Origin of the sequence: Halomonas sp. SCS19, assembly GCF_040147015.1 — a bacterium.
Classification (GTDB): domain Bacteria; phylum Pseudomonadota; class Gammaproteobacteria; order Pseudomonadales; family Halomonadaceae; genus Halomonas; species Halomonas litopenaei.
The window spans coordinates 1,404,559-1,426,977 of record NZ_JAMSHN010000001.1; the positions used below are offsets into that span (position 1 = coordinate 1,404,559).

Sequence of the window (22,419 nt, forward strand, 5' to 3'; positions counted from 1 at the left end):
GTCAGCCTCGAGGATGATGGTCGGCGTGCAGGGCTTCCAGTCGCGCCTGCGCCACATGGGTGTAGATCTGGGTCGTCGACAGGTCCGAGTGCCCCAGCAGCATCTGTACGACACGCAGATTGGCCCCATGATTCAACAGATGGGTGGCAAAGGCGTGCCTCAGGGTGTGTGGCGACAGCGGACGATCGATGCGTGCCACACTGGCGTAGTGCTTGATTCGGTGCCAGAAGGTCTGGCGGGTCATGGCGCCGTCGCCCCGTCCGGGGAACAGCGCCGGACGCTGGATATCGCTCATCAGCTCGCTACGCCCCTGGCGCAGGTAGCGCTCGAGCCAGTGGCCGGCTTCCTCGCCCAGCGGCACCAGACGGTCCTTCTGCCCCTTGCCGCGCACCCGCACCACGCCCTGGCGCAGATTGACCGCATCGGTGGTCAGACCGACCAGTTCGCTGACGCGAAGCCCTGCGCCGTACAGCACCTCGAGCATGGCGCGATCGCGCAGTCCCAGGGCGGTGGACAGGTCCGGCGCATTCAGCAGGCGCTCGACCTCGTCCTCGTCCAGGGTGTCCGGCAACGATGGCCGCACCCGCGGCAGGCGCACCCGGGCCAGCGGATCCGCTTCGATCATCCCTTCGGCCAGGGCCCAGCGGTAGAAGCGCCTGAGACTCGACAGCAGCCGGGCATTGCTGGTGAGCTTGTAGCCCTGCTCGCGACGCGAGTCCAGCCAGTCCGGCAAGGTCCGCTCACCCGGCGTGAGCAACACGCACGACTGATCAGCAAGCCACTTGGCCCAGGCCTCCAGATCGTGGCGATAGGCGCTCAGGGTATGGTCGCTGACGCCCTGCTCGAGCCATAGCTGGTCGAGGAAGCGGTCGATTGTCTGACGATCGCCGGCGCTCAAGCAACACCTCCTGGGCTGTGGGGCTGGCCATCGAGGGCACTGGTGAAGCACGAGAAGGCCCCCAATGCACCGACACCCCGCCCCACGAAGGTGGTGACGGGGTGTCGGGCGAGGGAGGCGGGGCCTCCCTCGGACTGGCAGACGCTTACGCGTCTTAGGCCAGCTTTTCCTTGATGCGCGCAGACTTGCCGCTACGCTCACGGAGGTAGTACAGCTTGGCCTGGCGCACGTCACCGCGACGCTTGACGCTGATGGAGTCGACCAGCGGGCTGTAGGTCTGGAAGGTACGCTCGACGCCGACGCCGTGGGAGATCTTGCGCACGGTGAAAGCGGAGTTCAGACCGCGGTTACGCTTGCCGATGACCACGCCTTCGAAGGCCTGGAGACGCTCGCGGTTGCCTTCCTTGACCTTGACCTGAACGACGATGGTGTCGCCCGGTGCAAAGTCCGGCACCTGCTTGCTCATCTGCTCGGCTTCGAGCGCCTGGATCACCTTGTTCTTGCTGCTCATTTGACTCACTCCTGAAATCGTTGTGATCCATCGATCGGTCGTGGGTGCCGATGGATCGTGATCCCGGCCCTCGAAGCTCGAGCGCGCGGGTCATTGATGACGCAGGTCCGTCAGCGGCGACTGGCCGCCTCGTCGGAATCCCGACGTTCGTCCTGCACCTCCGCCTTGTCGGCGTGTTCGTCGATGAACTCGTTCAACAGCCGCTTCTGCTCCTTCGACAGCTGCCTGCCCTCGAGCAGGTCGGGCCGCCGTTGCCAGGTACGCCCCAGGGACTGTTTCATCCGCCACTGACGGATCTGTCCGTGGTGACCGCTGAGCAGTACGTCCGGCACCTTGCGACCGTCGATTTCCTCCGGGCGCGTATAGTGCGGACAGTCCAGCAGACCGTCGTTGAAGGAGTCCTCGACCGCGGAATCCTGATGCCCCAGTACACCGGGCACCAGCCTTGCCGCCGTATCGATCAGCACCATGGCGGGCAGCTCTCCCCCGCTCAGGACATAGTCGCCGATCGACCACTCCTCATCGATGTCCGCTTCGACCACGCGTTCATCGATGCCTTCGTAACGCCCCGCCACCACCACCAGGGGCGGTCCGGACGCCAGTTCCCGCGCGCCCTGCTGATCCAGTCTGCGCCCCTGGGGCGACAGGTAGATCACCTTGGGACGCTCGCCGGTGGCCGCCTGGGCTCGGCTGCGGGCGTCGTGGATGGCACTTCTCAGGGTGTCGACCTTCATCAGCATGCCGGGACCACCGCCATAGGGGCGATCATCCACGGTGCGATGGCGGTCGGTGGCGTAGTCCCGGGGGTTCCAGAACTCCAGCGTCACCTGGCCCTTGTCGACGGCCCTGCCGGTCACGCCGTGGCGAGTAATCGCCTCGAACATTTCCGGAAACAGTGACACCACCCCTATCCACACGTTATCGATCTCCTGTCGACGCGGTTTTCGAACGCACTGCGCTCAAAACTCCGGGTCCCAGTCGACCAGCATCTCTCCTGCCTCGAGATCGACGCGCTTGACCACGTCATCGGGCAGGTAGGGAAGCAGACGTTCGCGATCGTCCGGGGCGTCGCCGCCCTTCACGACCATGACGTCGTTGGCACCGGTCTCGAACAGGTAGGCCAGGCGTCCCAGAGACACCCCTTCCAGCGTGACGACCCTGAGGCCTTCCAGCTGGTGCCAGTAGTACTCTTCACTGTCGAGTTCGGGCAGGTCTTGCTTGGCCAGCAGGATGTCCGCTCCGGCCAGACTCTCGGCGCGGTCACGGTCATCGACACCGTCCAGTTGGGCGACCAGGCCCTGTCCCTGCTTGCGCCCCTGCTTGAGGCGGTGGCGCGAAATCTGTCCGTCGTGACGGACCACCCATTCGGCATAGTCGAGAATGCCTTCCATGGGTGAGGTGTAGGAATACACCTTCAGCCAGCCCTTGATGCCGTAAGGACTGGTCAGCTTGCCCAGCACGACGTAATCGTCGCTGTGGCGATCGTCTTGCGCTTGGCGCTGCGCGCTAGGGCGTTGTGGCGATGCCATCTGGGTCAAACCTCTTTCACACCGGGACATTCACAGGCAAGGCTTGCGCCTCAGGCCTGCTTGCGAGCTTCCTTGACCAGCTCGGCGACGCGGTCAGACAGCTGCGCGCCGTGGGACTGCCAGTGGGCGATGCGGTCGAGGTCGATGCGCAGACGCTCTTCCTGGCCACGGGCCACCGGGTTGAAGAAGCCCAGACGCTCGATGAAGCGGCCGTCGCGGGCGTTGCGGGAATCGGTCACGGCGAGGTGGTAGAAGGGACGCTTCTTGGCGCCACCACGTGCCAGACGAATGGTAACCATACGTTGACTGTCCTTCGGTTGGGATTTCAGATAACGGCGACGGCCAGGCCAGCCACCGGTGTTTCGCTCACGACGAGGGCCGCGCCAGGCGCGGTCCTCGAGTGAAGAGGCAGTATTCTACGGAAAACCACCCCCCAAGGGAACCTTTTTTGCCGCTCATCCCTTGACGAGCGGCGCACCAGCGGTGCCAGGGCCGGGAGTGGCGGGCCCAGCGTATTGCATCTTCATCACGCTTCGGCGCTTGGCATTAAAAACAGCATCAGCGAAAAAAACTGACTCAGCGCCAGGGCATGCCGCCGGGGCCACCCATGCCGCCCATGCCACCGGGGCCGCCAGGGCCACCTCCGCCCATCATGCCGGACATGCCCCTCATCATCTTCTGCATGCCGCCTTTCTTACCGGCCTTCTTCATCATCTTCTGCATCTGCTTGTGCTGCTTGAGCAGACGATTGAGGTCCGGCACCTGCAGGCCGGCACCGGCGGCGATACGGCGCTTGCGCGAGCCGTTGATGATGTCCGGATTACGGCGCTCCTTCGGCGTCATCGAGTTGATCAGCGCCTCGAGCTTGCCAAGCTCCTTTTCGGGCCCAGGCCCCTGGGCCATCTCGGCCATCTGCCCCATGCCCGGCAGCTTGCCCATCAGGCCGCTCATGCCGCCCATCTTCTTGAGCTGCTGGAGCTGTTCGCGGAAGTCCTCGAGATCGAAGCCCTGGCCTTTCTTGACCTTCTTGGCGAGCTGTTCGGCCTTGCCCTTGTCGACGGTACGCTCGGCTTCCTCGATCAGCGACAGCACGTCGCCCATGCCGAGGATGCGCGAGGCCACACGATCCGGATGGAAGGGCTCGAGGGCATCGACCTTCTCGCCGACACCCATGAACTTGATCGGACGACCGGTGACGTGACGCACCGACAGGGCGGCACCGCCACGGGCATCACCGTCGGCCTTGGTCAGCACCACCCCGGTCAGCGGCAGGGCATCGGCGAAGGCGCGGGCGGTGTTGGCCGCATCCTGGCCGGTCATGGAGTCGACCACAAACAGCGTTTCGGAGGGCTCGATGGCCTGATGCAGCCCCTGGATCTCCTGCATCATCGCTTCGTCGATGGCCAGGCGACCCGCGGTATCGACCAGCACCACGTCATGGAACTGGATCTTGGCGTGTTTCAGCGCCGCCGTGGCGATGTCCACCGGGGCCTGATCCGAGCGCGACGGGAAGAAGTCGACCTCGACCTCCTTGGCCAGGGTCTCGAGCTGGTCGATGGCGGCGGGGCGGTAGACGTCGGTGGAAACCACCAGCACCTTCTTCTTTTCGCGCTCGCGCAGATACTTGCCCAGCTTGGCCACCGAGGTGGTCTTGCCCGCACCCTGCAGGCCGGCCATCAGCACCACGGAGGGCGTGCCCTTGAGCGACAGCCCTTCGTTGGCCTCGCCCATGGTGACTTCCAGCTCCTGCTGGACAATCTTGATGAACTGCTGGCCCGGCGACAGGCTGCGGGAGACCTCCTGGCCCACGGCACGTTCGCGCACTCGCTCGATGAACGCCTTGACCACCGGCAGGGCAACGTCCGCCTCGAGCAGCGCCTTGCGCACCTCGCGCAGGGTGTCCTTGATGTTGTCGTCGGTCAGGCGTGCCTGACCCTTGATCGACTTCAGCGTCTGGGACAGACGCTCGCTCAGGTTCTGAAACATGGGCCTCTCCAAATGCGATGGCCTCAAGGCGCCCTTGTCGAGACGCCCCTTGAGACGGCCGCCGGTGCGCGGCCTTGACGATGGCGCAAATTATACGCCTTGTGGCGCGGACTCTCCATGCAGTTGCCGGCAAGACAGCCGAAGAAGGCCGCCCGCTGGCTGTCAGCCGAGGCGCTATCCGGTATAGTCGGTGTCGAGGGGAAGGCATTCCCCGGACCCAGGATCCCTATCTTCAAAGGCGCCGGCAAGGCGCACGGACAGCACAGCATGCAGGCGTTACCTCTGGCTCTACTGGCCTTTGTCTTCTATCTGGCGGCTGCCTCCTGGCAAGGGCTGACCCTGATTCGCCGGGTTCCTCCGCGCGATCTACTGGTGCGTGGCTTCGGCACCCTGGCGGCGGCTCTCCACCTGGTCGTCGCCGGCGGCCTGCTTGCCCTCGAGGGCTCGATGCTGCCAGGACTGTCCACCAGCGCGGTGCTGGTCACCGCCCTGGCGGTGGTGGTGCTGCTGGGCGCCAGCCTGTTCAAACCGGTGCTCAATATCGCCGCCGTGCTGTTCCCCTTTGCCGGCGTGGTGCTGCTGCTCGGTACCGAACTACCGACCCCCACCAGCGCAAACGGCATGACCCCCGGCATCGCCTTCCACGCCGTCAGCTCCGCCCTGGCCTTCGCGGTGCTGGCCATCGCCTCGCTGCAGGCGATACTGGTAGGCGTCCAGAACAAGGCCCTCAAGCATCACCGGATTCGCGGCGTGGTACAGGCACTGCCGCCGCTGACCACCATGGAGCGGGTGCTGTTCGAGATGATCTGGGTGGGCATGGCCCTGCTTACGCTGGCCATCGCCAGCGGGTTCGTGTTCCTCGACAACATGTTCGCCCAGCACCTGGTCCACAAGACGGTGCTGTCGCTGCTGGCCTGGCTGGTGTTCGCGGTACTGCTGCTGTGTCACTACCGCCTTGGGTGGCGAGGCATGCGGGCGGTGCGCTGGACCCTGGGAGGCTATATCGCACTGCTTCTGGCCTACTTTGGTAGCAAGTTTGTCCTTGAGGTGCTGTTAGCGCACAGCTAGACAGGAGGTCTCCTTGACACTCCCGGCCCGACCCCCTACAACTCGACCCCTACCCGCGACCAAGGATTTCACGTCTTGAACGACGACTTTCCGGTGGGCCTGCTGTTCGGCCTGCTCTTTCTGCTGATTGCCCTATCGGGCTTCTTCTCCAGTTCCGAGACCGGCATGATGTCGATCAACCGCTATCGGTTGAGCCACCAGGCCAACAGCGGACAGCGCAACGCCAAGCGCGTGATGCGCTTGCTCGCGCGTCCCGACCGGCTGATCGGCGTCATCCTGATCGGCAACAACTTCGTCAACAACCTGGCGGCCTCCATCGCCACCATCATCGCCATCCACTTCTTTGGCGATGTCAGCGGCCCCGCCATCTCCACGGCGATCCTGACCATCGTGGTGCTGATCTTCGCCGAGGTTACCCCCAAGACCTTCGCGGCGGTGAAGCCGGAGCGCATCGCCTACCCGGCCTCGATGATTCTGGAGCCGCTGCTCAAGCTGCTATATCCGCTGGTGTGGGTGGTCAACGTGATCTCCAACGGCCTGCTCAGGCTGCTTGGCGTCAAGAATATCGACGGCAATGGTGACAATCTCACCCGCGACGAGCTGCGCACCGTGGTCCACGAGGCCGGCACCCTGATCCCCCATCGCCACCAGGCCATGCTGCTGTCGATTCTGGATCTCGAGAATGTCACCGTGAACGACATCATGGTGCCGCGCCATGAGGTGGTCGGCATCGATCTCGACGACAGTCTCGAGGATATCCTGACCCAGATCCGCACCAGCCAGCACACCCGGCTGCCGGTATTCAAGGGCGACATCAACAGCATCATCGGCATGCTGCACCTGCGCAATGCCGCCCGCTTCCTGTCCAGAGGCGAGGTGACCAAGGCGGCCATCGTGCAGGAAGCGCGGGAGCCCTACTTCATTCCCGAATCGACGCCGCTGCACACCCAGCTGTTGAACTTTCAGAAGCAGAAGCGCCGGATTGGTATCGTGGTGGACGAGTACGGCGACGTGGAGGGTCTGGTGACCCTGGAGGACATCCTCGAGGAGATCGTCGGTGAATTCACCACCGACGTGGCCGGCCAGGAACAGGACATGCTGCCCCAGAGCGATGGCAGCCACGTGATCGACGGCACCGCCAATATCCGTGATATCAACAAGTCGCTGGGCTGGCACTTGCCCACCGACGGCCCCAAGACGCTGAACGGGGTGATACTGGAACACCTCGAGTCCTTCCCCGACGGCCCGGCCTGCCTGCAGATCGGCAACATCCGCATGGAAATCCTCGAGATGCGCGACAACCTGATCACCTCGGTCAGCTGCTGGCCTGGCACTCGCCGCGTCCTGGCAGAATCCGACGCGGGCGACTGACCACCGCAAGGACCAGAGGGACGTCAGTCGCGACGCGACATGCAGGGAAGGAACCGGCGGGCAAGGCCCCAGCAGGCAGAGTACTTGCCAGCAAAGCACTGACAAGCAAAGCACTAACGAGAAAGGGACGGCCGAGGCCGTCCCTTTCTGCGTTATCCCTTCCCTAACCCGACCTTCCCTCTGTCGGAGCCTGCGCACCCCGGCGGCGGCTGCCTCAGGGCTGGCCGGTCTCGACCCAGCGATCGGCTTCGGCCTTGAGTTCGCGCACCCGGGCCTCCAGCGACTGACGGGTGGCTTGCCCCGGCGGCACCGGCTCGTCGAAGTAGAGCGCCACCCGGGCGCGGCAGCGCCTGGGGAAATGGGCCAGGGCCTTGCCGTGACGATTGGACGTCCACGAGCCCCACAGGCCCGACAGCGCGGCAGGAATCACCGGCACCGGATCCCTCGACAGGATCAGGTCGAGGCCCCGGCGGAAGGTCTTGACCTCACCATCCGACGTCAGCCGCCCTTCCGGGAACAGCATCACCACGTCGCCGTTTCTCAAGGCGCGGCTGACTTCTTCCAGGGCGCGACGCACATTGCCCGGGTCACGACGATCCGACTCCACGGGTATCGCCCCGACCATGCGAAACAGCCAGTTGAGGCGCTTCGACTCGTAGATCGGACGATCCATCAAGAAGCGCAGCGGCCTGGGGCTGCCGCCGCCCATCACCAGTGCATCCATGAAGCTGACATGATTGCACACCACCAGCGCCGGCCCGCGCGGGGGCACGAAGCGACGCCCCTGGAAGCGAAGTCGGTACAACACATGGATAAAGGCAAACACGAAACGTCGGATATACACCGCCGGGGCGCGATAGAAGCGCCAGGCAGCGATGCAGGCAAGCAGGCCAACGAGGCCCCAGACGAGTACGTCGATCACGGCGTGTCGTTCACCTGTCTATCGCCCCTCTGGTCACGGCCTATCTGCTTGAGTCCGGCGAGGGTGGTCGACAGCAGTTGATCGAGCAGCTCCTCGACCTCGAAGGCGCCGCCCTGGGAATAGCCAAGACGGTCATTGAGCCCCAGCTGCACCAGGCCATGAACGCTACCCCACAGGGTTCGCGCCAGGCGCTGCGCCTCGAGCGATTCGAGATCCGGCTGATACTCGGTCAGGGTCCCCTCGACCCGGGCAAACAGCGCGCCGATCATATCGGTCTGGCGCTGATCGAGCTCGCCTTCCTGGGCCAGCGGATAGTCGAACATCAGCTGCCAGCGATGGGCGTCTTCGCGGGCGAACTTCCAGTACCCCTGGGCCAGGGCACGCAGCCGGGCCTCAGGCTCGGTGGTGTCCACCAGCAGGGGCTCCATCACCGTGCGCAGCCGACCGAGGCTTTCCAGGTTGACGTGCTGAAGCAGGTTGTTGAAGCTGCCGTAGAGTTTCAGCAGGGTGCTCGGCGCACAGCCCACCTCCCGGGCCAACGAGCGCAGCGACAGGGCATGCACCGGCTGCTCAGCCAGCCAGGCATCGCAGGCGGCCATCACCTGGGCGTGAAGCTCCTCGGGGGCATGCTGTCTTGGACGCGCCATCGCTCTTCTCTCTCGCGGCCGGACATCGGCGGCTTCAGGTTCAGCGGTATCGTTCAGCATACATTAATCGAACACTGTTTTCGACCGCTCATTATGCCCCCTTCGCCGCGACAACGGGCTCAAGGCTTTCCTGACACCGGGAGCTTGGGTACGCTGGCCCTCCAGATCGCAGGAGCCCCCATGACCGGCCGTCTCTATATTCCCGCCCGCGCCATCGAGACCGCCCTCGACGACCTCGATGCTCCGGCCCAGGCCATCAGCGGCGTCAACATGGCCCCGCGCCGTCCACTGTCGATCATCCGCCTGGAAGCTGGACGCCCTACCCTGGGGATCGGTTTCTGGGGCCTGACACCGCCCTGGTTGCAGGTGCTCGATCACGCCCCCCACTGCGCCCGCGCCGAAAGCCTCGACTCGCGCCCGATGTTCCGTGACGCCTTCCGCGCGCGGCGCTGCCTGGTGCCGGTAGCCGGCGCCTACGCCTGGCAGCCGCGTCCGAACTACAAGCAGCCCTTCCTGATCACCAGAGCAGACCGCGGGCCGATGCTGCTGGCCGGACTATGGTGTAGGTTTCACACCACCCTTACCGACTATAACGACTCCTTCGCCTTGATCACGGTACCTAGCCCTGGCTTTCTAGCCCCCCTGACCGACCGTCTGCCGGCGGTCGTGCCCCCCGGTCAAGCGAGGGCCTGGCTGGACCCGCAGAGTGATCCCGAGGACCTCAAGCCACTGTTGAGCCCCCCTCCCGGGGAACTGTTGGGCGCTTTTCCGGTATCAAGACGAGTGAACAATCCTCAAGAGCAAGACCCATCCTGTGCCCACCCCATCGGCAAGATGTGGCGCCAGACTTCCAAGGAGACGTGATGGCTTCGACCCTCACACGACGCGGCGCCAGCGCCCTCGTCGCCACCCTGATCGGCCTGTGGCTACCGCTGGCTCAGGCTTCCGCGGCCCCGGCCGCTACCAGCGAGCAACCCCCCACGGCTCAGGCCGACGCCGACGTGGCCACCGCCACGACGCCGATCGTCAGCCCCCACGATGATCGCGACTATCGCGTACTGACCTTGGACAACGGCCTCGACGTCCTGCTGGTCAGCGATCCCGAGGCCGACAAGGCGGCGGCGTCACTCAATGTATCGGTGGGCAGCGCCCAGGATCCCGATGACCTGCAGGGGCTCGCCCACCTGCTCGAACATATGCTGTTTCTGGGCACCGAGGCCTACCCCGAGCCCGACGCCTACCAGGGCTACATCAGCCGCCACGGCGGGCGCCACAACGCCTTCACCGCCTCGCTGGACACCAACTACTTCTTCGATGTGGAGCCCGAGGCCTTCGAAGGCGCTCTGGATCGCTTCAGTCGGTTCTTCATCGACCCGCTGTTCAACGCCGACCGCCTGGGCAGCGAGCGCAACGTGGTGCACTCCGAATATCAGGCGCGCCTGCGCGATGACGCACGCCGCGAGAACGAGGTCCTCGACGCCCTGCTCAATCCGGCCAACCCCACCGTGGGTTTCTCGGTGGGCAGCAAGGAGACCCTGGCCGAGCGGCCCGAAGGGGAGCCCAGCCTGCGCGAGCGGGTCATGAACTTCTACGACAACCACTACGGTGCCAACGTCATGCATCTGGCGGTGGTGGCGCCGATGCCGTTGGATCAACTGCAGACACTGGTGGTCGAACGCTTCGCCGAGGTGCCCGATCGCGGCCTCGAGGCACCCGTCATCGACACCCCACTGGTGGATCGCTCACGCCTGCCGCTGGCCGCCGAGGCCCAGTCGCTGCGCGACGCTCGCCGCGTCAGCTTCCTGTTCCCGGTGCCCGACCCCGTGCTCAGCTATCGCCACAAGCCGGCCAGCTACATCGCCAACCTGATCGGTCATGAGGGGCCCGGCAGCCTGTTGAGCCGCCTGCGCGAGGCCGGCTGGGCCGACGGCCTGTCCGCCGGCGTCACCCGAGGTGACGGCCGCCATGCACTGCTGGCCGTGGATGTCAGCCTGACCCCTGAGGGTCGCGAGCATCTCGATCGCATCCAGGCCAGTCTGTTTGCCACCATCGAGCAGATTCGCCAACAGGGCATCAGCGAGGAACGCTACGACGAGCAGGCCAGCCTGTCCGAGCAGGCGTTCCAGTTCCAGCAGCACGGTAACGCCCTGGACGAGGCCATGCGCCTGTCCATGAGCCTGACCCACTACCCGCTCGAGGACGTCAACCGCGCCGGCTACCGCATGGACGGCCTCGACGCAGAGGAAGTGCGTCGCTGGCTCGATGCGCTGCGCCCCGACAACATGATCCGCCTGTACACCGGCCCCGAGGTCGAAGGCGACCAACGCAGCCGCTACTACGACACCGCCTGGCAGGAGACGCCATTGGCCGATACCGCAGCCGAACCCCTGGCGGGGCTGGCACTGCCCGAGCCCAATCCCTTTATCGCCGAGGACCTGGCGCTGCTTGAGGCCCACGACGAGCGCCCCTCACTGCTGATCGACACCCCCGAGGCCGACGCCTGGTACAAGGCCGATGCCGAGTACGATACGCCCAAGGCCTCCTGGCGCTTCAGCCTGCAGCACCCTGGCGCCAGCCAGTCCCCGCGCCAGGCCGTGCTGACACAACTGCTGGCCGGCTGGCTCAACGACAGCCTCAACGAGAAGCTCTACGCCGCACGCCTGGCGGGACAGAAGTATGAAGCCTATGCCCACTCGCGTGGCATGACGCTGTCCTTCACCGGCTGGCGTGACCGCCAGGACAGGGTGATACGGGAGGTGATCGACCAGCTCAAGCAGGGTGAGATCCTCGACGCAAGCGTCGCCCGAGTACGCTACGGCCTGGAAAAGCAATGGGGCAATGCACCACGCAATCCGCTCTATCACCAGGGGCAACGCACCCTGTCCGAGGCGCTGATTCGGCCCCAGTGGTCCCCCCAGGTACTGCTGGAGGCGCTGTCCGACCTCGAGGCCCAGGACCTGCGCGACTTCCGCGAGCGCTTCCTCGACGAGCTGCACCTGCAGGCGCTGGTGGTCGGCAACCTGGAAGAGTCGCTGGCACGCGACGAGGCCGAACAGGCCATCGCGGCGCTTGAGCCCAGTCTTGGCGCGGACGCCATCACCGACCTGCAGGTACTCAAGGCGGTCGATCTGCCGAGCCTGACGCCGGACTCCAGCCGAGACGAGTCGCTGCTGATTCGCTACCTGCAGGGGCCGGACCAGGGTATCGCCACCCAGGCCCGCATCGCGGTGCTCGGCAAGCTGCTCGAGACCCCCTTCTACCAGCAGTTGCGCACCGAACAGCAGCTCGGGTACATCGTCAGCGCAGGCTACTCACCGCTGCTGCACGCTCCGGGCATCAGCCTGCTGGTGCAGTCTCCCTCCACCCAGAGCGACGAGCTCAAGGCCAGGGTCAGCGACTTTCTCGACCGTGTGCCCGAGCGTCTGGACAGCCTGGATGACGACACCCTGGCCACCTATCGCCAGGCGGTCCACGACGAGATTACCCAGCGTGATTCGGGCCTCGAGGAGCGCACCACCCGCCTGTGGCAGGCGCTGTCCTACGGCGACACCGACTTCGATAGGCGTGAGCGGCTGGCCGCCGCGGTGCTCGAGGTCGACGCCGCCAGCCTGAAGGAAAGCTGGCAGCGTCTGGGTGGCGCCGCAGTGGTGGACGTGACCTTCGATCCGGGCGCCTCACCCAGCGACGTCATGGCGTTGAAAGGCGACCTGGAAGCCCTGCCCGGTGACGAGGAAGAAGCGCTGTCACCGACGCCGGGGGACACCAGCGCCCAGGCGGCCAAACCCTGAAAGGGCTCTACCAAAAGGCCCTGCCCCACCCCATCGCCCCCTGCTTGGGGGCGATCCCGCCCGGCTGGCGACGCCGCCGCCGACAGCAGTGACGACAAGGCCCGACCGGCAGCGCCGGTCGGGCCTTGTGGTTTCACCCGCTTCATCACATCTGATTCATGGCGCCATATTGATGATGCCCGACACGGCCAGCGCGACGCCGTGCGTCTGCGCCAGGCTGCCCCCTAGCCGAACGCCTGGGCGGGCATGATCGACTCCACAAACATCACCATCTCCTCGAGGATCTGGCGTTCGCGATCGCTCAGCGAGGTCTGGTTCAGACGCTCGATTTCACGCGCGAAGTCCTTTAGCGTCAGGCTCGCCAGCGCCGAGTCGTTCATCCGCTCCCACCGGAAGGTCTCCCAGCGCGCCTGCTCCTCGCCGGTCAGGGTGTCCGGATAGCTGCGGGCGCGGTAGCGAAACAGCATCTCCTCGAGGCGCGGGTCCTGGAAGGCAAAGCTGGCGTCGACCAGATCCCAGGGATCCATGGCACGCACGCGCTCCATCTGCTGGCGGTCGGCAGGAGAGAAGAACCCGCCGGAGTAGAGCATCAGGTCAGGATCCCTCGGCGGCTCCGGCGGTGGCTCGGCGAACACCTCCTGCACCTTGGCGACGATATCGGGGTCCTTGGCCAGCCGCTGGTAGTGACCGCGACAGGCGTCCATCTCGAGCCCCATGCGCGCCACGATCTCACCATACTCGCCCTGATGGGGCCCCGACACATCCTTGAGCGCACTGGGCGGAAAGATCACCGGACACTTGTTGATGTGCACGACCTTCAGCGGAATCCGGCTTTCGCCCTCGGCCAGGTCGTCATTGCTGACGAATACCCGAGCACGAATCTCCTGGGCCGAGAGACTGAGCATGTCGGCAGGGTCCAGCGACAGGTCGTAGACGATGACGCCGTTGGGATTGGTCGGGTGTTCGGCCAGGGGCATCACCAGAGACCCGCAGGCACGGCTGGCCGGATAGCGCCGGGAAATATGCACCACCGGCTTGCGCTGGGTCGTATCCAGGCGTTTGCGCACCTCACGCTTGGCCCTGAGCGACAGCAGGTAGTCGAACAGGTTGGCATTGGCGCCACGCAACAGTCGCGCCAGGGCGATGGTAGCGCGCACATCGGCCAGGGCGTCGTGGGCGCCGGCATGCTCGATACCGTTGGCCGCGGTCAGGTCTTCCAGGCGAAAGCTGGGACTGCCGTCCTCGCGCCTTGGCCACTCGATGCCCTCTGGCCTCAAGGCGTGAAAGGCGCGCACCACGTCGATCAGATCCCAGCGCGAATTGCCGTTCTGCCACTCCCGTGCATAGGGGTCGATCAGGTTGCGGTAAAACAGGTGACGACTGACCTCATCGTCGAAGCGCAGGCTGTTGTAGCCCACCGCACAGGTCCCGGCGACGCTCATCTCGTCGACGATGGCGCCGGCGAACTCGGCTTCGGGCACACCGTTGCGCCTCGCCTGCTGGGGCGTAATACCGGTGATCAGGCAGGCCATGGGGTGCGGCAAGGCATCATCGGCGGGCTTGCAGAACAGCTCCACCGGCTCGCCAATCTCGTTGAACTCGGCGTCGGTACGGATGGCCGCGAACTGCGAGGGACGATCGCGCCGAGGATCGGCACCAAAGGTCTCGTAGTCGTGCCACAGAAAGGTCAGCGGAGCGGCTTTCGGCTGCGCCATGGGATTGCGGTCTCCACGCGTACGTCAAAGGCCCGTCAGCCTAGCACAGGCCAACGCCGGGCTCAGCCTGCACGATCACAGGTCGAGTCCGGCGCGGGAAGGAAATACACGAAAGACGCCCCAGGGGCGTCATCTTGATGGCTGGCATTGTCGATATCGCATCGGCGATGTGGCATCGACGATATCACGACGTTCAAGCAACACCAGGCGCTGCATCAACTGCTGCGCGGCAGGGTCACGTTGAGCTCGAGCACCGAGCAGTTGTCCTCGCTGTCCAGCGACATATTGATGGCATCGTCGTCCACCTCGACATAGCGGCGGATGACCTCAAGCAACTCCTTCTCCAGCATCGGCAGGAAGTCAGGCTGTCCCCGCTGGCTACGCTGGTGCGCCACGATGATCTGCAGCCGCTCCTTGGCGACAGACGCGGACTTCTTGCGTTCGCGCTTCAGGAAATCGAGTAGTTTCACCGGCGACCTCCTCCTCCGAACATGCGGCTCAGCAGGCTTTTCTTCTGATACTCGTGGAAGCGCAAGGGCACCTCCTCTCCGATCAGGCGGCTGACCGTATCCATATAGGCCTGGCCAGCGTCACTGCTGTCGTCGTGGGTGACCGGGACCCCCTGGTTGGAGGCTCTCAGCACGGCCTCGGACTCGGGAATCAAACCTACCAGGTTGATGGCCAGGATCTCGCGAATGTCCTCGAGATTCAGCATGTCTCCCTGGTCGACCCGTCCGGGGTTGTAGCGGGTGATCAGCAGGTGCTCCTTGATCGGGTCCTTGCCCTGCTCGGCCCGCCGGGTCTTCGATGACAACAGCCCAAGGATACGGTCGGAGTCACGCACCGAAGACACCTCGGGGTTGGTCACCACGATGGCCTCGTCGGCGAAGTACATGGCCAGCTGGGCACCACGTTCGATACCGGCGGGTGAATCGCACAGTATGTAGTCGAAGTCCTTGGTCAGGGTGTCCAGCACCTTCTCGACGCCCTCCTGTGTCAAGGCATCCTTGTCCCGAGTCTGGGAGGCAGGAAGGATATGCAGGTTGTCCACGCGCTTGTCACGGATTAGCGCCTGGTTCAGCCCGGCCTCGCCCTGGATGACGTTGACCAGGTCGTAGACCACACGGCGCTCGCAGCCCATGATCAAGTCGAGGTTCCGCAGACCGACATCGAAGTCGATCACTACCGTCTTGTTGCCTCTGAGTGCCAGCCCGGTGGCAATGGCTGCCGCACTGGTTGTCTTGCCGACCCCGCCTTTACCGGAGGTCACAACGATGATCTTGGCCAAGTGTCGCATCCTGTCGTCGTAAAGTTGTTGGTCCTGTGTGGTCACCGCAGTGACCAGGCACGGCCTTATAAAAATCGCTGTCCCGCGCTAAAGCGCCCGCTGATGCGGCAATGCCCCGCTGAAGGCGCTTCACAAGCCCGGCTAAAGGCTCCTTACAAGCCCAGCCGAAGGCTCACTTCAGCGCGGTGATCCCCAACTGATCGTCCGTCAGCACGACCTGGACGGAGGAGCCGAGCAGTTGGGGGTCGATATCTTCGAGACGCTTGTAGTTGCCCGCCACCGACAACAGCTCCGCATGCAGCTCACGGCAGAAGATGCCTGCCTGGTGGTCGCCGTGAATGCCAGCGAGGGCACGCCCCCTGAGGGCACCGTAGACGTGGACATTGCCCGCCGCCAGCACCTCGGCCCCGGCATTGACCGCACCGATCACGGTCAGGTCGCCGTCGGGAGCGGTGATCTGCTGGCCGGAACGCACGGTGCCACGAAAGATACGTCCGCCATGAGGCGCGTCAGCCTCCACTTCCTCGACCACGGTGACGTCTTCGTCTTCCTGCACCGGAACGCTTTCCAGGGTACGCGCACGGGCGGCATCCTGGGGGGGGAACCAGCCAAGTCCGAGCGCCCAGGCGGACTGCTTGACCGGATCGGCACCACCGCGCACCGCTACCGGCAGCAGCTTGTGCGCCCGGCACACCGCACAGATACGTTCCAGGGCCAGGTGAGGTTCGTCGAGCTTCTCGACGCTGAGCACCACCGGGGTGTGCTGAAAGAAGGCTGGCGACTGCGAGAGCTTGCCCGCGAGCTGATCGCGAATTTCCTCGGGATCCGCACTGGAAAGCTCCATCACCGTCATGGGCAGCATCCCACCCTTGAACGTAAACGCCATGCTGTCCCTGTCCACTTTGAGGCTCATTGCCGAACTCCACGTCGGGTGTTGGTCGGGGGATGATCTCAAGCTAAGTCAGAGCCCCCGGTCCTGCAACCGATCATAAGCCTCAATTGTCCTCCTGTCAGTGTCTCCAATCAGCCACAGCCCTGCGCTGAGGCCTTTTCTGATGGTGGCGCGCATGCTTAGATAAACTTTCTATCTCGACGCCCGGCTTAGCCTGGCGCAATAACAAGATGGTGAAGCCGTTTCGCCACCTTTCTTTATTTCTTTGCAGGAAGCCCCATGCCCGGACTCCTCCGCCGCCTTTTCTCGCCACGCTGGCGACATCCCGATCCACAGGTCCGACGCGACGCCGCCGAACGGCTCGACCCCCAGAGCCAACGCGAGGCCCTCGAGACCCTGGTCCAGGACACCGAGCCCGACGTCCGTCTCGCCGCGGCGAGACGCCTGGACGACCCACAGCGACTGCTGGAGCTGCGCGTCGAGGGTAAAGGATCACGCGAGCTGGATCGTCAGCTCATCGCGCTGCTGATCGGTCGCCAGGGCGGCATCGAACTTGGCCGCCGCCAGCAGATCGTCGAGTCCCTGGACGACGCGGCGATGCTCGAGGAGATCGCCCTCCAGGGCGATAACCAGCAGCTGCGACTCGCCGCCCTGGCCAGGCTCGATGACGAGGCCGCCCTGATTCGCCAGGCCTGCGACAACGGCATCGCCGCCGTACGTCACGCCGCCGCCGAGCGGGTCACCTCCGAGGAAGGTCTCAAGCAGCTGGCCCAGGCGGCCCGCCGGGATCGCCACGTGGTGCGCGACGCCAAGGAACGCCTGGGTCGACTGCGCGCCGACGCCGACGCCGTGGAACAGGCTCGGGAACGACGCGAGCAACTGCTGGCCAGTCTCGAGCAGCACGCCCGTGCCACCTGGGAGCCTCTCTACGCTGGGCGCTTCCGCCATCTGGAGCGCGAGTGGTCTCGACTGGCGGATCTGCCCGACGCCGGGCAGGAACAGCGCTACCAGGAGGCCAGCCTGCGCTGTCGCAAGGTGATTCACGATCACGAGGCCCAGGAACACGCCCTGCGTGCCGACCGACAGCGCCGCGAGCAGGCCGACCAGGACCGAGAGGCACTGGTCATGGCGCTGGAAGAAAGCCTGGCCGCGCTCTATCAGGGCGAATATGTCGGTGAACAGGACCTTGCCAGCCTGCGCGCTCAGAAGCAGTTGATGGCCAACCGCTGGCAGGCACTGTCCGAGATCCACCTGGCCGACGACGGCCTGCGCCAGCGCTACGACAAGGCCTTGAAGAACTACGACGCCATCAACCAGGCCCACCAGCGCCTGGTCGAGCGCGCCCTGCCGCTGGAGGAAGCCATCAGGGCCGGCGACGAGGCTGCGCTCAAGCAGCTGGTGAGCGACTGCAAGTGGCCCGAAGGTCTGCCGCCAGACCCGAGGCTCGAACGTGCCCGACACCATCTTCGCCTGGAGAAGGATCTTTCCGGAGACGAACCGTCGGAGTCCCAGCTCACACGCTTCGATGAGGAACTGGATCGTCTCGAGGCGCTGCTCGACGAGGGTACCTTCAAGGGAGCAAGCCGCCTGCACCAGCGGCTTCGCCACCTCGCCGATCAGCTGCCGTCCTCGGCCGGTGCCCAGCAGTCTCGACTCAAGCGCCTCGGCGCACGACTCGCCGAACTGCGTGACTGGCGCGGCTTCGTCGCCGGTCCCAAGCGCGAGCAACTGTGCCAGGCCATCGAGGCCCTGGAGCAGGAAGCCACCCTCACCGACCGTGACCGTGACCGCCGCCATCGCCAGCTGGTCAAGGAGTGGAAGGCACTGGGCGACGCCGCGGCCAACCGCGAGCAGTCCGAGCGCTTTCGGGCAACCTCCGAACGTATTCGCGAGTCGCTCAAGGCCTGGCGTGAACAACAACAGCGCCTGCGCGAGGCCAACCTGGCAGAACGCGAAGCGCTGTGCGAGCAGATCGAGGCCCTTCTGGAGCAGCCCGCCGCCCAGGCCGACCCCGACGCGCTGCGCGAGATCCGCGACCAGGCCAGGGAACAGTGGCGCCGCACCGCCCCTGTCCCGCGCGATCACGCTGAGGCCATCGGACGACGCTTCGGCCGCATCCGGCACCAGTTGCAGGCGCTGATCGATCGCCGCGCCAACGAGATCGCCGACGCCAAGCGTGAGGTGATCGACCAGGCCCGAGCGCTGGTCGATGCACGACTGCCGGCACGCCAGCGAGCCGACCAGGCCAAGGCACTGCAACAGCGCTGGCGCGAACTGGGGCGCGCGCCCAAGGGCGAGGAGCAGACCCTGTGGCGAGAATTCCGCCAACTATGCGACCAGATCTTCGCCCAGCGTGACGCCGAGCGCGATGATCGTGCCCAGCGTGCTCGCGAGCGCCTGGAACAGATGCAGGCCCTGATCGACCGCATCGATGCCTGGCAACCCGCGGCAAGCAGCGAGGCCGACTGGCTGGACAAGGCGGTGGATGAGGCCAGCGCGCTGGAACCGCTGCCATCGGGCCGGCGCACCGAAGGCATGCGCAAGCGCTGGACCGGCATCGTACGGGCTCGGCGCGAGCGCCTGGAGCGGCTCTCCGTGGCAGAGGTCGTCGGTCGTTGGCGCGAGGTCAAACCGCTGATTCTCGAGCACCTTGAAGCAGACGATGACTGCCTCGCCGGTCGCCTCTGCAGTGATGTGGAGATTCCTGCCGCGTTATCGTTGCCGCCGGCGCTGAAACAGGCCCACGCACAGCGCAACGCCGCACGACGCGATCCTGCTCCAGCGGAGGAAGTCGCCGAGCGTCTGGCACGACTGCGGGTGCACCTGGCGCTCCTGGCGGGCCATCCGATCGGCCACCAGGACGAGCCACTGCGCCTGGCGATCCAGGTCGACCGCCTCAACGATAGCCTTGGCCAGGCGCCGAGCCGGGAAGACGAGCTGATCTCGGTACTGTGTGGGCTGCTGGCCACCGGTCCAGTGTCGCGCCAGCAGTGGGAGCGCGAGGTACAGGAGCTCGACGCCCTGCTGGATGGGCTGAGTCAACTGCCACCACCCTGAGCGATGCACGGCTTGCCGTGCCTTCCCCCCTCTTTCAACCCCTGAACTCTTTCAACCCCTGAAAACCACGATGCGAGGCCTTTTGGCCTCGCATCGTGGTTTCTGGCGAAATGTACATCGCCGAGCCTCGTGAGCCCGGCGCGACGTCTGTCAGCCCATGAACTGACCGCCATTGATGTCGATATTGGCACCGGTGATAAAACCGTTGTCCTTGCTGGCCAGGAAATTGACCAGGCGGCCGATCTCTTCCGGCGTGCCGTACCGCTTCATCGGGATGGTCTCGCGAATGGCCTCGCGCACCTTCTCCGGAATCTTCATGATCATGTCGGTGGCGATATAGCCAGGCGAGATGGTGTTGACGGTGATGCCCTTGGTCGCAGTTTCCTGCGCCAGCGCCATGGTCAGACCGTGCATGCCGGCCTTGGCGGCGGAATAGTTCACCTGGCCGAACTGACCCTTGCGGCCGTTGATGGACGAAATGTTGATGATCCGTCCGTAGCCCTGCTCCAGCATGCTCTCGATCACGCTGCGGCAGGTATTGAAGACGCTGTTGAGGTTGGTGTCGATGACCACGTTCCACTGGTCCGCCGACATCTTCTTCAAGGTGCCATCCTTGGTGATACCGGCACAATTAACCAGCACTGCGATCGGCCCATGCTGGTCCTCGATCGCCTTGACGCCATTCTGGCAGGCCTCGAAATCGGTCAGATCGATGCCGGCGATGTCGATATTGTCATAGCCATCCGACTTCTGGGTCTCCAGCCAGGTCTTGGCCTTGTCAGGATTGTTGTAACCGGCCACTACCTGATAGCCGGCATCCGCCAGTTCGCGACAGATTGAGCTTCCGATACCACCAGTACCACCGGTGACCCACGCGACGGGCTTTTGCTGAGTCATAGACGACCTCCCTGATTGTCCTTCACGCCGCCGCTTGGCGACGGCACTTGTTGTTGCAAGCATGTATAGCAGTGGATGCTCTGGTGCTGCGCATTCGCGCAACCAGGAACCTCGGGCCCAGAGCGATCGCGGGTGGCCTCCTGCCACTGCGACGCCCAGCCCCACCTGCCTACCTCGGCAGGCCTTCGTCGTGGTACTGCGTCGAATCAACGTCCACAACGACTATCCACCAGGCTAGCGTCTAGCACTGACATTTGCATGACAGCCCCTCCAGTATGGACCACAGCGCCCGAACGGCACGACCCATCACACCCGAAATCGCACAGGGTTGACGCAGCCAGAATTATCCGTATACTACGTCCTCGTTGATGCGGGGTGGAGCAGTCTGGTAGCTCGTCGGGCTCATAACCCGAAGGTCATCGGTTCAAATCCGGTCCCCGCTACCAAATACGAAAACGAGGCAGTCCTTCGGGACTGCCTCGTTTTTTTGTTGGCTGTCCGGTGCTGGCCGAGGCCAGCGCTTCGCCACCAGACGCCGTTGCGGCATCGCTGTACTACGAAGCCCGCCCCCTGATTAAATCTTAATTTTTCTGTGCCAATTCGATATTTTTTGGCGCTTCCGTGTCCCCGGATTAGCCATCCACCCCTCCTTCTTTCGTCGAAGAGCTGACCTCGATCAACCCGAGTCGGTCAAGAATCGACCGTCGCCGCAGCCCTTTACCGCGTCTTGGGCACACCGCTGGCCAGTCATCGATTCCAGGCATGCTCCGGCGTATCGGCAGGCGCCTTGAAGTCGGTGGCCGTCGCCCGCATCTTTAGGGCAATTCACTTTTGACAAGGTTGTGTCCCATGCCCATCGTCGACCCTCGTACAGGCGAACCTCTGAGCAGCGATCCGAGCAGCGAACCCGCCCAGGGTGCCGCCGCGGCGTCCCAGGGGCCGGCCGACAGCGACCTGATCTTCGACGTCGACCGCAGCAACATTCAGCAGGTGCTGGAGCTGTCCATGCGCATCCCGGTGCTGCTGGACTGCTGGGCTCCCTGGTGCGAGCCCTGCAAGAACCTGATGCCGGTGCTGGAAAAGCTGACCCGCGAGTACGCCGGCACCTTCCTGCTGGCCAAGCTCAACATCGACGACAACCAGGACATCGCCGGCCAGCTCGGCGTACGCTCGGTACCCGACGTCAAGCTGATCAGCCAGGGCGGTCTGGTGGACCACTTCCAGGGCGCCTTGCCGGAAAAGGAAATTCGCGAGTGGCTGGGCCGCTACTTCCCGGCCCCGGAAGATGCTCCGGCAAGCCCCGAAGAACAGGCCGAACAAGCCCTGGCGGCGGGCGACACCGCCACCGCGCTGGAGATCCTGCAGCAGCTGACACAGCAGTACCCCGACCACCTGGCCTACCAGATTCAGATGGCCCGAGTGCTGGTGGCGGAAGGTCGCACTGACGAAGCGCGCGCCCTGCTTGACGCGCTACCTCCGGAAGACCGCGACGGTCCCGAGGCCCGCGGCGTTCGTGCCAGCATCGAGTTCGGCGAAGAAGCGCCCGACGCCGAGACCCTGGCCGCCCTGGAGGGACGTGACGACAGCGAGGCCAACTATCTGAGGGCACTGCGCCAGGTGGCCGACGGTGACTATGAACCCGGTCTGGAAGGCTTGCTGGCAGTGATGAAGCGCGACCGTGCCTACGGTGACGACCTGGCGCGCAAGACCCTGCTGCGGGTGTTCGACGCACTCGGCGCCGATCATCCGCTGACGGTGAGCTACCGCCGCAAGCTGTTCGCCCTGCTCTACTGAGTGGATCGAGACGTCGAGCGCCTTGCCGCTCATCGCCTGAGCATGAAAACGGGGCC

19 protein-coding genes and 1 tRNA gene are annotated in these 22,419 nt (G+C 64.9%); 7 read left to right on the plus strand and 13 right to left on the minus strand.

Features of this window, described 5'->3' with window-relative positions; translation table 11 throughout:
- Position 1 precedes the first annotated feature (1 nt).
- From xerD to ffh, 6 genes are all read right to left on the minus strand, one after another.
- Positions 2-898 carry a site-specific tyrosine recombinase XerD gene (gene xerD / locus NFH97_RS05900; protein WP_240184197.1) on the minus strand — a complete coding sequence of 299 codons (897 nt, stop codon included), beginning with the start codon at positions 896-898 and terminating at the stop codon, positions 2-4.
- Between the two features lie 154 nt (positions 899-1,052).
- Positions 1,053-1,409, minus strand: coding sequence for a 50S ribosomal protein L19 (gene rplS, locus NFH97_RS05905; RefSeq protein ID WP_045991330.1), 357 nt, complete (start codon positions 1,407-1,409; stop codon positions 1,053-1,055).
- Between the two features lie 110 nt (positions 1,410-1,519).
- Positions 1,520-2,326, minus strand: coding sequence for a tRNA (guanosine(37)-N1)-methyltransferase TrmD (gene trmD, locus NFH97_RS05910; RefSeq protein WP_108131204.1), 807 nt, complete (start codon positions 2,324-2,326; stop codon positions 1,520-1,522).
- Between the two features lie 42 nt (positions 2,327-2,368).
- Positions 2,369-2,938: a ribosome maturation factor RimM gene (rimM, locus tag NFH97_RS05915; protein ID WP_045991332.1), complete on the minus strand. Its 570-nt coding sequence runs from the start codon at positions 2,936-2,938 to the stop codon at positions 2,369-2,371.
- Positions 2,939-2,988: 50 nt separating this feature from the next.
- On the minus strand, positions 2,989-3,237 hold the full coding sequence (gene rpsP / locus NFH97_RS05920; RefSeq protein ID WP_045991333.1) for a 30S ribosomal protein S16: 249 nt from the start codon (positions 3,235-3,237) through the stop codon (positions 2,989-2,991).
- 277 nt (positions 3,238-3,514) lie between these two features.
- The gene (ffh, locus tag NFH97_RS05925) at positions 3,515-4,924 is read right to left on the minus strand and encodes a signal recognition particle protein (protein WP_045991334.1); all 1,410 of its coding nucleotides are present in this window, start codon (positions 4,922-4,924) and stop codon (positions 3,515-3,517) included.
- A 267-nt stretch (positions 4,925-5,191) separates the two neighbouring features.
- On the opposite strand from ffh, the gene NFH97_RS05930 reads away from it, so the two are divergent.
- Both NFH97_RS05930 and NFH97_RS05935 read left to right on the plus strand, forming a co-directional pair.
- Positions 5,192-5,992, plus strand: coding sequence for a cytochrome C assembly family protein (locus tag NFH97_RS05930; RefSeq protein WP_045991335.1), 801 nt, complete (start codon positions 5,192-5,194; stop codon positions 5,990-5,992).
- Positions 5,993-6,067: 75 nt separating this feature from the next.
- Positions 6,068-7,363 (plus strand): HlyC/CorC family transporter, encoded by a 1,296-nt coding sequence (locus NFH97_RS05935; protein WP_045991336.1) that lies wholly within the window; start codon positions 6,068-6,070, stop codon positions 7,361-7,363.
- A gap of 214 nt (positions 7,364-7,577) precedes the next feature.
- Here the strand turns inward: NFH97_RS05935 and NFH97_RS05940 are convergent, their stop codons facing one another.
- Positions 7,578-8,207, minus strand: a complete 630-nt coding sequence (locus NFH97_RS05940; RefSeq protein ID WP_371931875.1) for a 1-acyl-sn-glycerol-3-phosphate acyltransferase — start codon at positions 8,205-8,207, stop codon at positions 7,578-7,580.
- A 74-nt stretch (positions 8,208-8,281) separates the two neighbouring features.
- The gene (locus NFH97_RS05945) at positions 8,282-8,932 is read right to left on the minus strand and encodes a TetR/AcrR family transcriptional regulator (protein WP_108131203.1); all 651 of its coding nucleotides are present in this window, start codon (positions 8,930-8,932) and stop codon (positions 8,282-8,284) included.
- A 180-nt stretch (positions 8,933-9,112) separates the two neighbouring features.
- Here NFH97_RS05945 and NFH97_RS05950 point away from each other — a divergent pair, with 180 nt between their 5' ends.
- A complete protein-coding gene (locus tag NFH97_RS05950; protein WP_222568279.1) occupies positions 9,113-9,796 on the plus strand; it encodes an SOS response-associated peptidase in 684 nt (227 codons plus the stop codon).
- Positions 9,796-12,720 (plus strand): insulinase family protein, encoded by a 2,925-nt coding sequence (locus NFH97_RS05955; RefSeq protein ID WP_287163313.1) that lies wholly within the window; start codon positions 9,796-9,798, stop codon positions 12,718-12,720. The genes NFH97_RS05950 and NFH97_RS05955 overlap by 1 nt, the downstream gene beginning before the upstream one ends.
- Positions 12,721-12,944: 224 nt before the next feature.
- Here NFH97_RS05955 and sbcB read toward each other — a convergent pair whose 3' ends face one another.
- From sbcB to minC, 4 genes are all read right to left on the minus strand, one after another.
- The gene (gene sbcB / locus NFH97_RS05960; RefSeq protein ID WP_108448491.1) at positions 12,945-14,435 is read right to left on the minus strand and encodes an exodeoxyribonuclease I; all 1,491 of its coding nucleotides are present in this window, start codon (positions 14,433-14,435) and stop codon (positions 12,945-12,947) included.
- 215 nt (positions 14,436-14,650) lie between these two features.
- A complete protein-coding gene (minE, locus tag NFH97_RS05965; RefSeq protein WP_045991341.1) occupies positions 14,651-14,905 on the minus strand; it encodes a cell division topological specificity factor MinE in 255 nt (84 codons plus the stop codon).
- The gene (minD, locus tag NFH97_RS05970) at positions 14,902-15,723 is read right to left on the minus strand and encodes a septum site-determining protein MinD (protein ID WP_045991342.1); all 822 of its coding nucleotides are present in this window, start codon (positions 15,721-15,723) and stop codon (positions 14,902-14,904) included. Before minD ends, minE begins: the two co-directional genes overlap by 4 nt.
- 172 nt (positions 15,724-15,895) lie before the next feature.
- A complete protein-coding gene (gene minC, locus NFH97_RS05975; RefSeq protein ID WP_045991343.1) occupies positions 15,896-16,636 on the minus strand; it encodes a septum site-determining protein MinC in 741 nt (246 codons plus the stop codon).
- A gap of 258 nt (positions 16,637-16,894) precedes the next feature.
- On the opposite strand from minC, the gene NFH97_RS05980 reads away from it, so the two are divergent.
- Positions 16,895-19,672 carry a DUF349 domain-containing protein gene (locus NFH97_RS05980; RefSeq protein ID WP_287163314.1) on the plus strand — a complete coding sequence of 926 codons (2,778 nt, stop codon included), beginning with the start codon at positions 16,895-16,897 and terminating at the stop codon, positions 19,670-19,672.
- Positions 19,673-19,822: 150 nt separating this feature from the next.
- Here the strand turns inward: NFH97_RS05980 and phbB are convergent, their stop codons facing one another.
- Positions 19,823-20,569 (minus strand): acetoacetyl-CoA reductase, encoded by a 747-nt coding sequence (phbB, locus tag NFH97_RS05985; RefSeq protein ID WP_045991345.1) that lies wholly within the window; start codon positions 20,567-20,569, stop codon positions 19,823-19,825.
- Positions 20,570-20,938: 369 nt separating this feature from the next.
- On the opposite strand from phbB, the gene NFH97_RS05990 reads away from it, so the two are divergent.
- Both NFH97_RS05990 and NFH97_RS05995 read left to right on the plus strand, forming a co-directional pair.
- Positions 20,939-21,015, plus strand: a tRNA-Met gene (locus NFH97_RS05990).
- Between the two features lie 403 nt (positions 21,016-21,418).
- Positions 21,419-22,363: a thioredoxin family protein gene (locus tag NFH97_RS05995; protein WP_287163315.1), complete on the plus strand. Its 945-nt coding sequence runs from the start codon at positions 21,419-21,421 to the stop codon at positions 22,361-22,363.
- Positions 22,364-22,419: the final 56 nt, after the last annotated feature.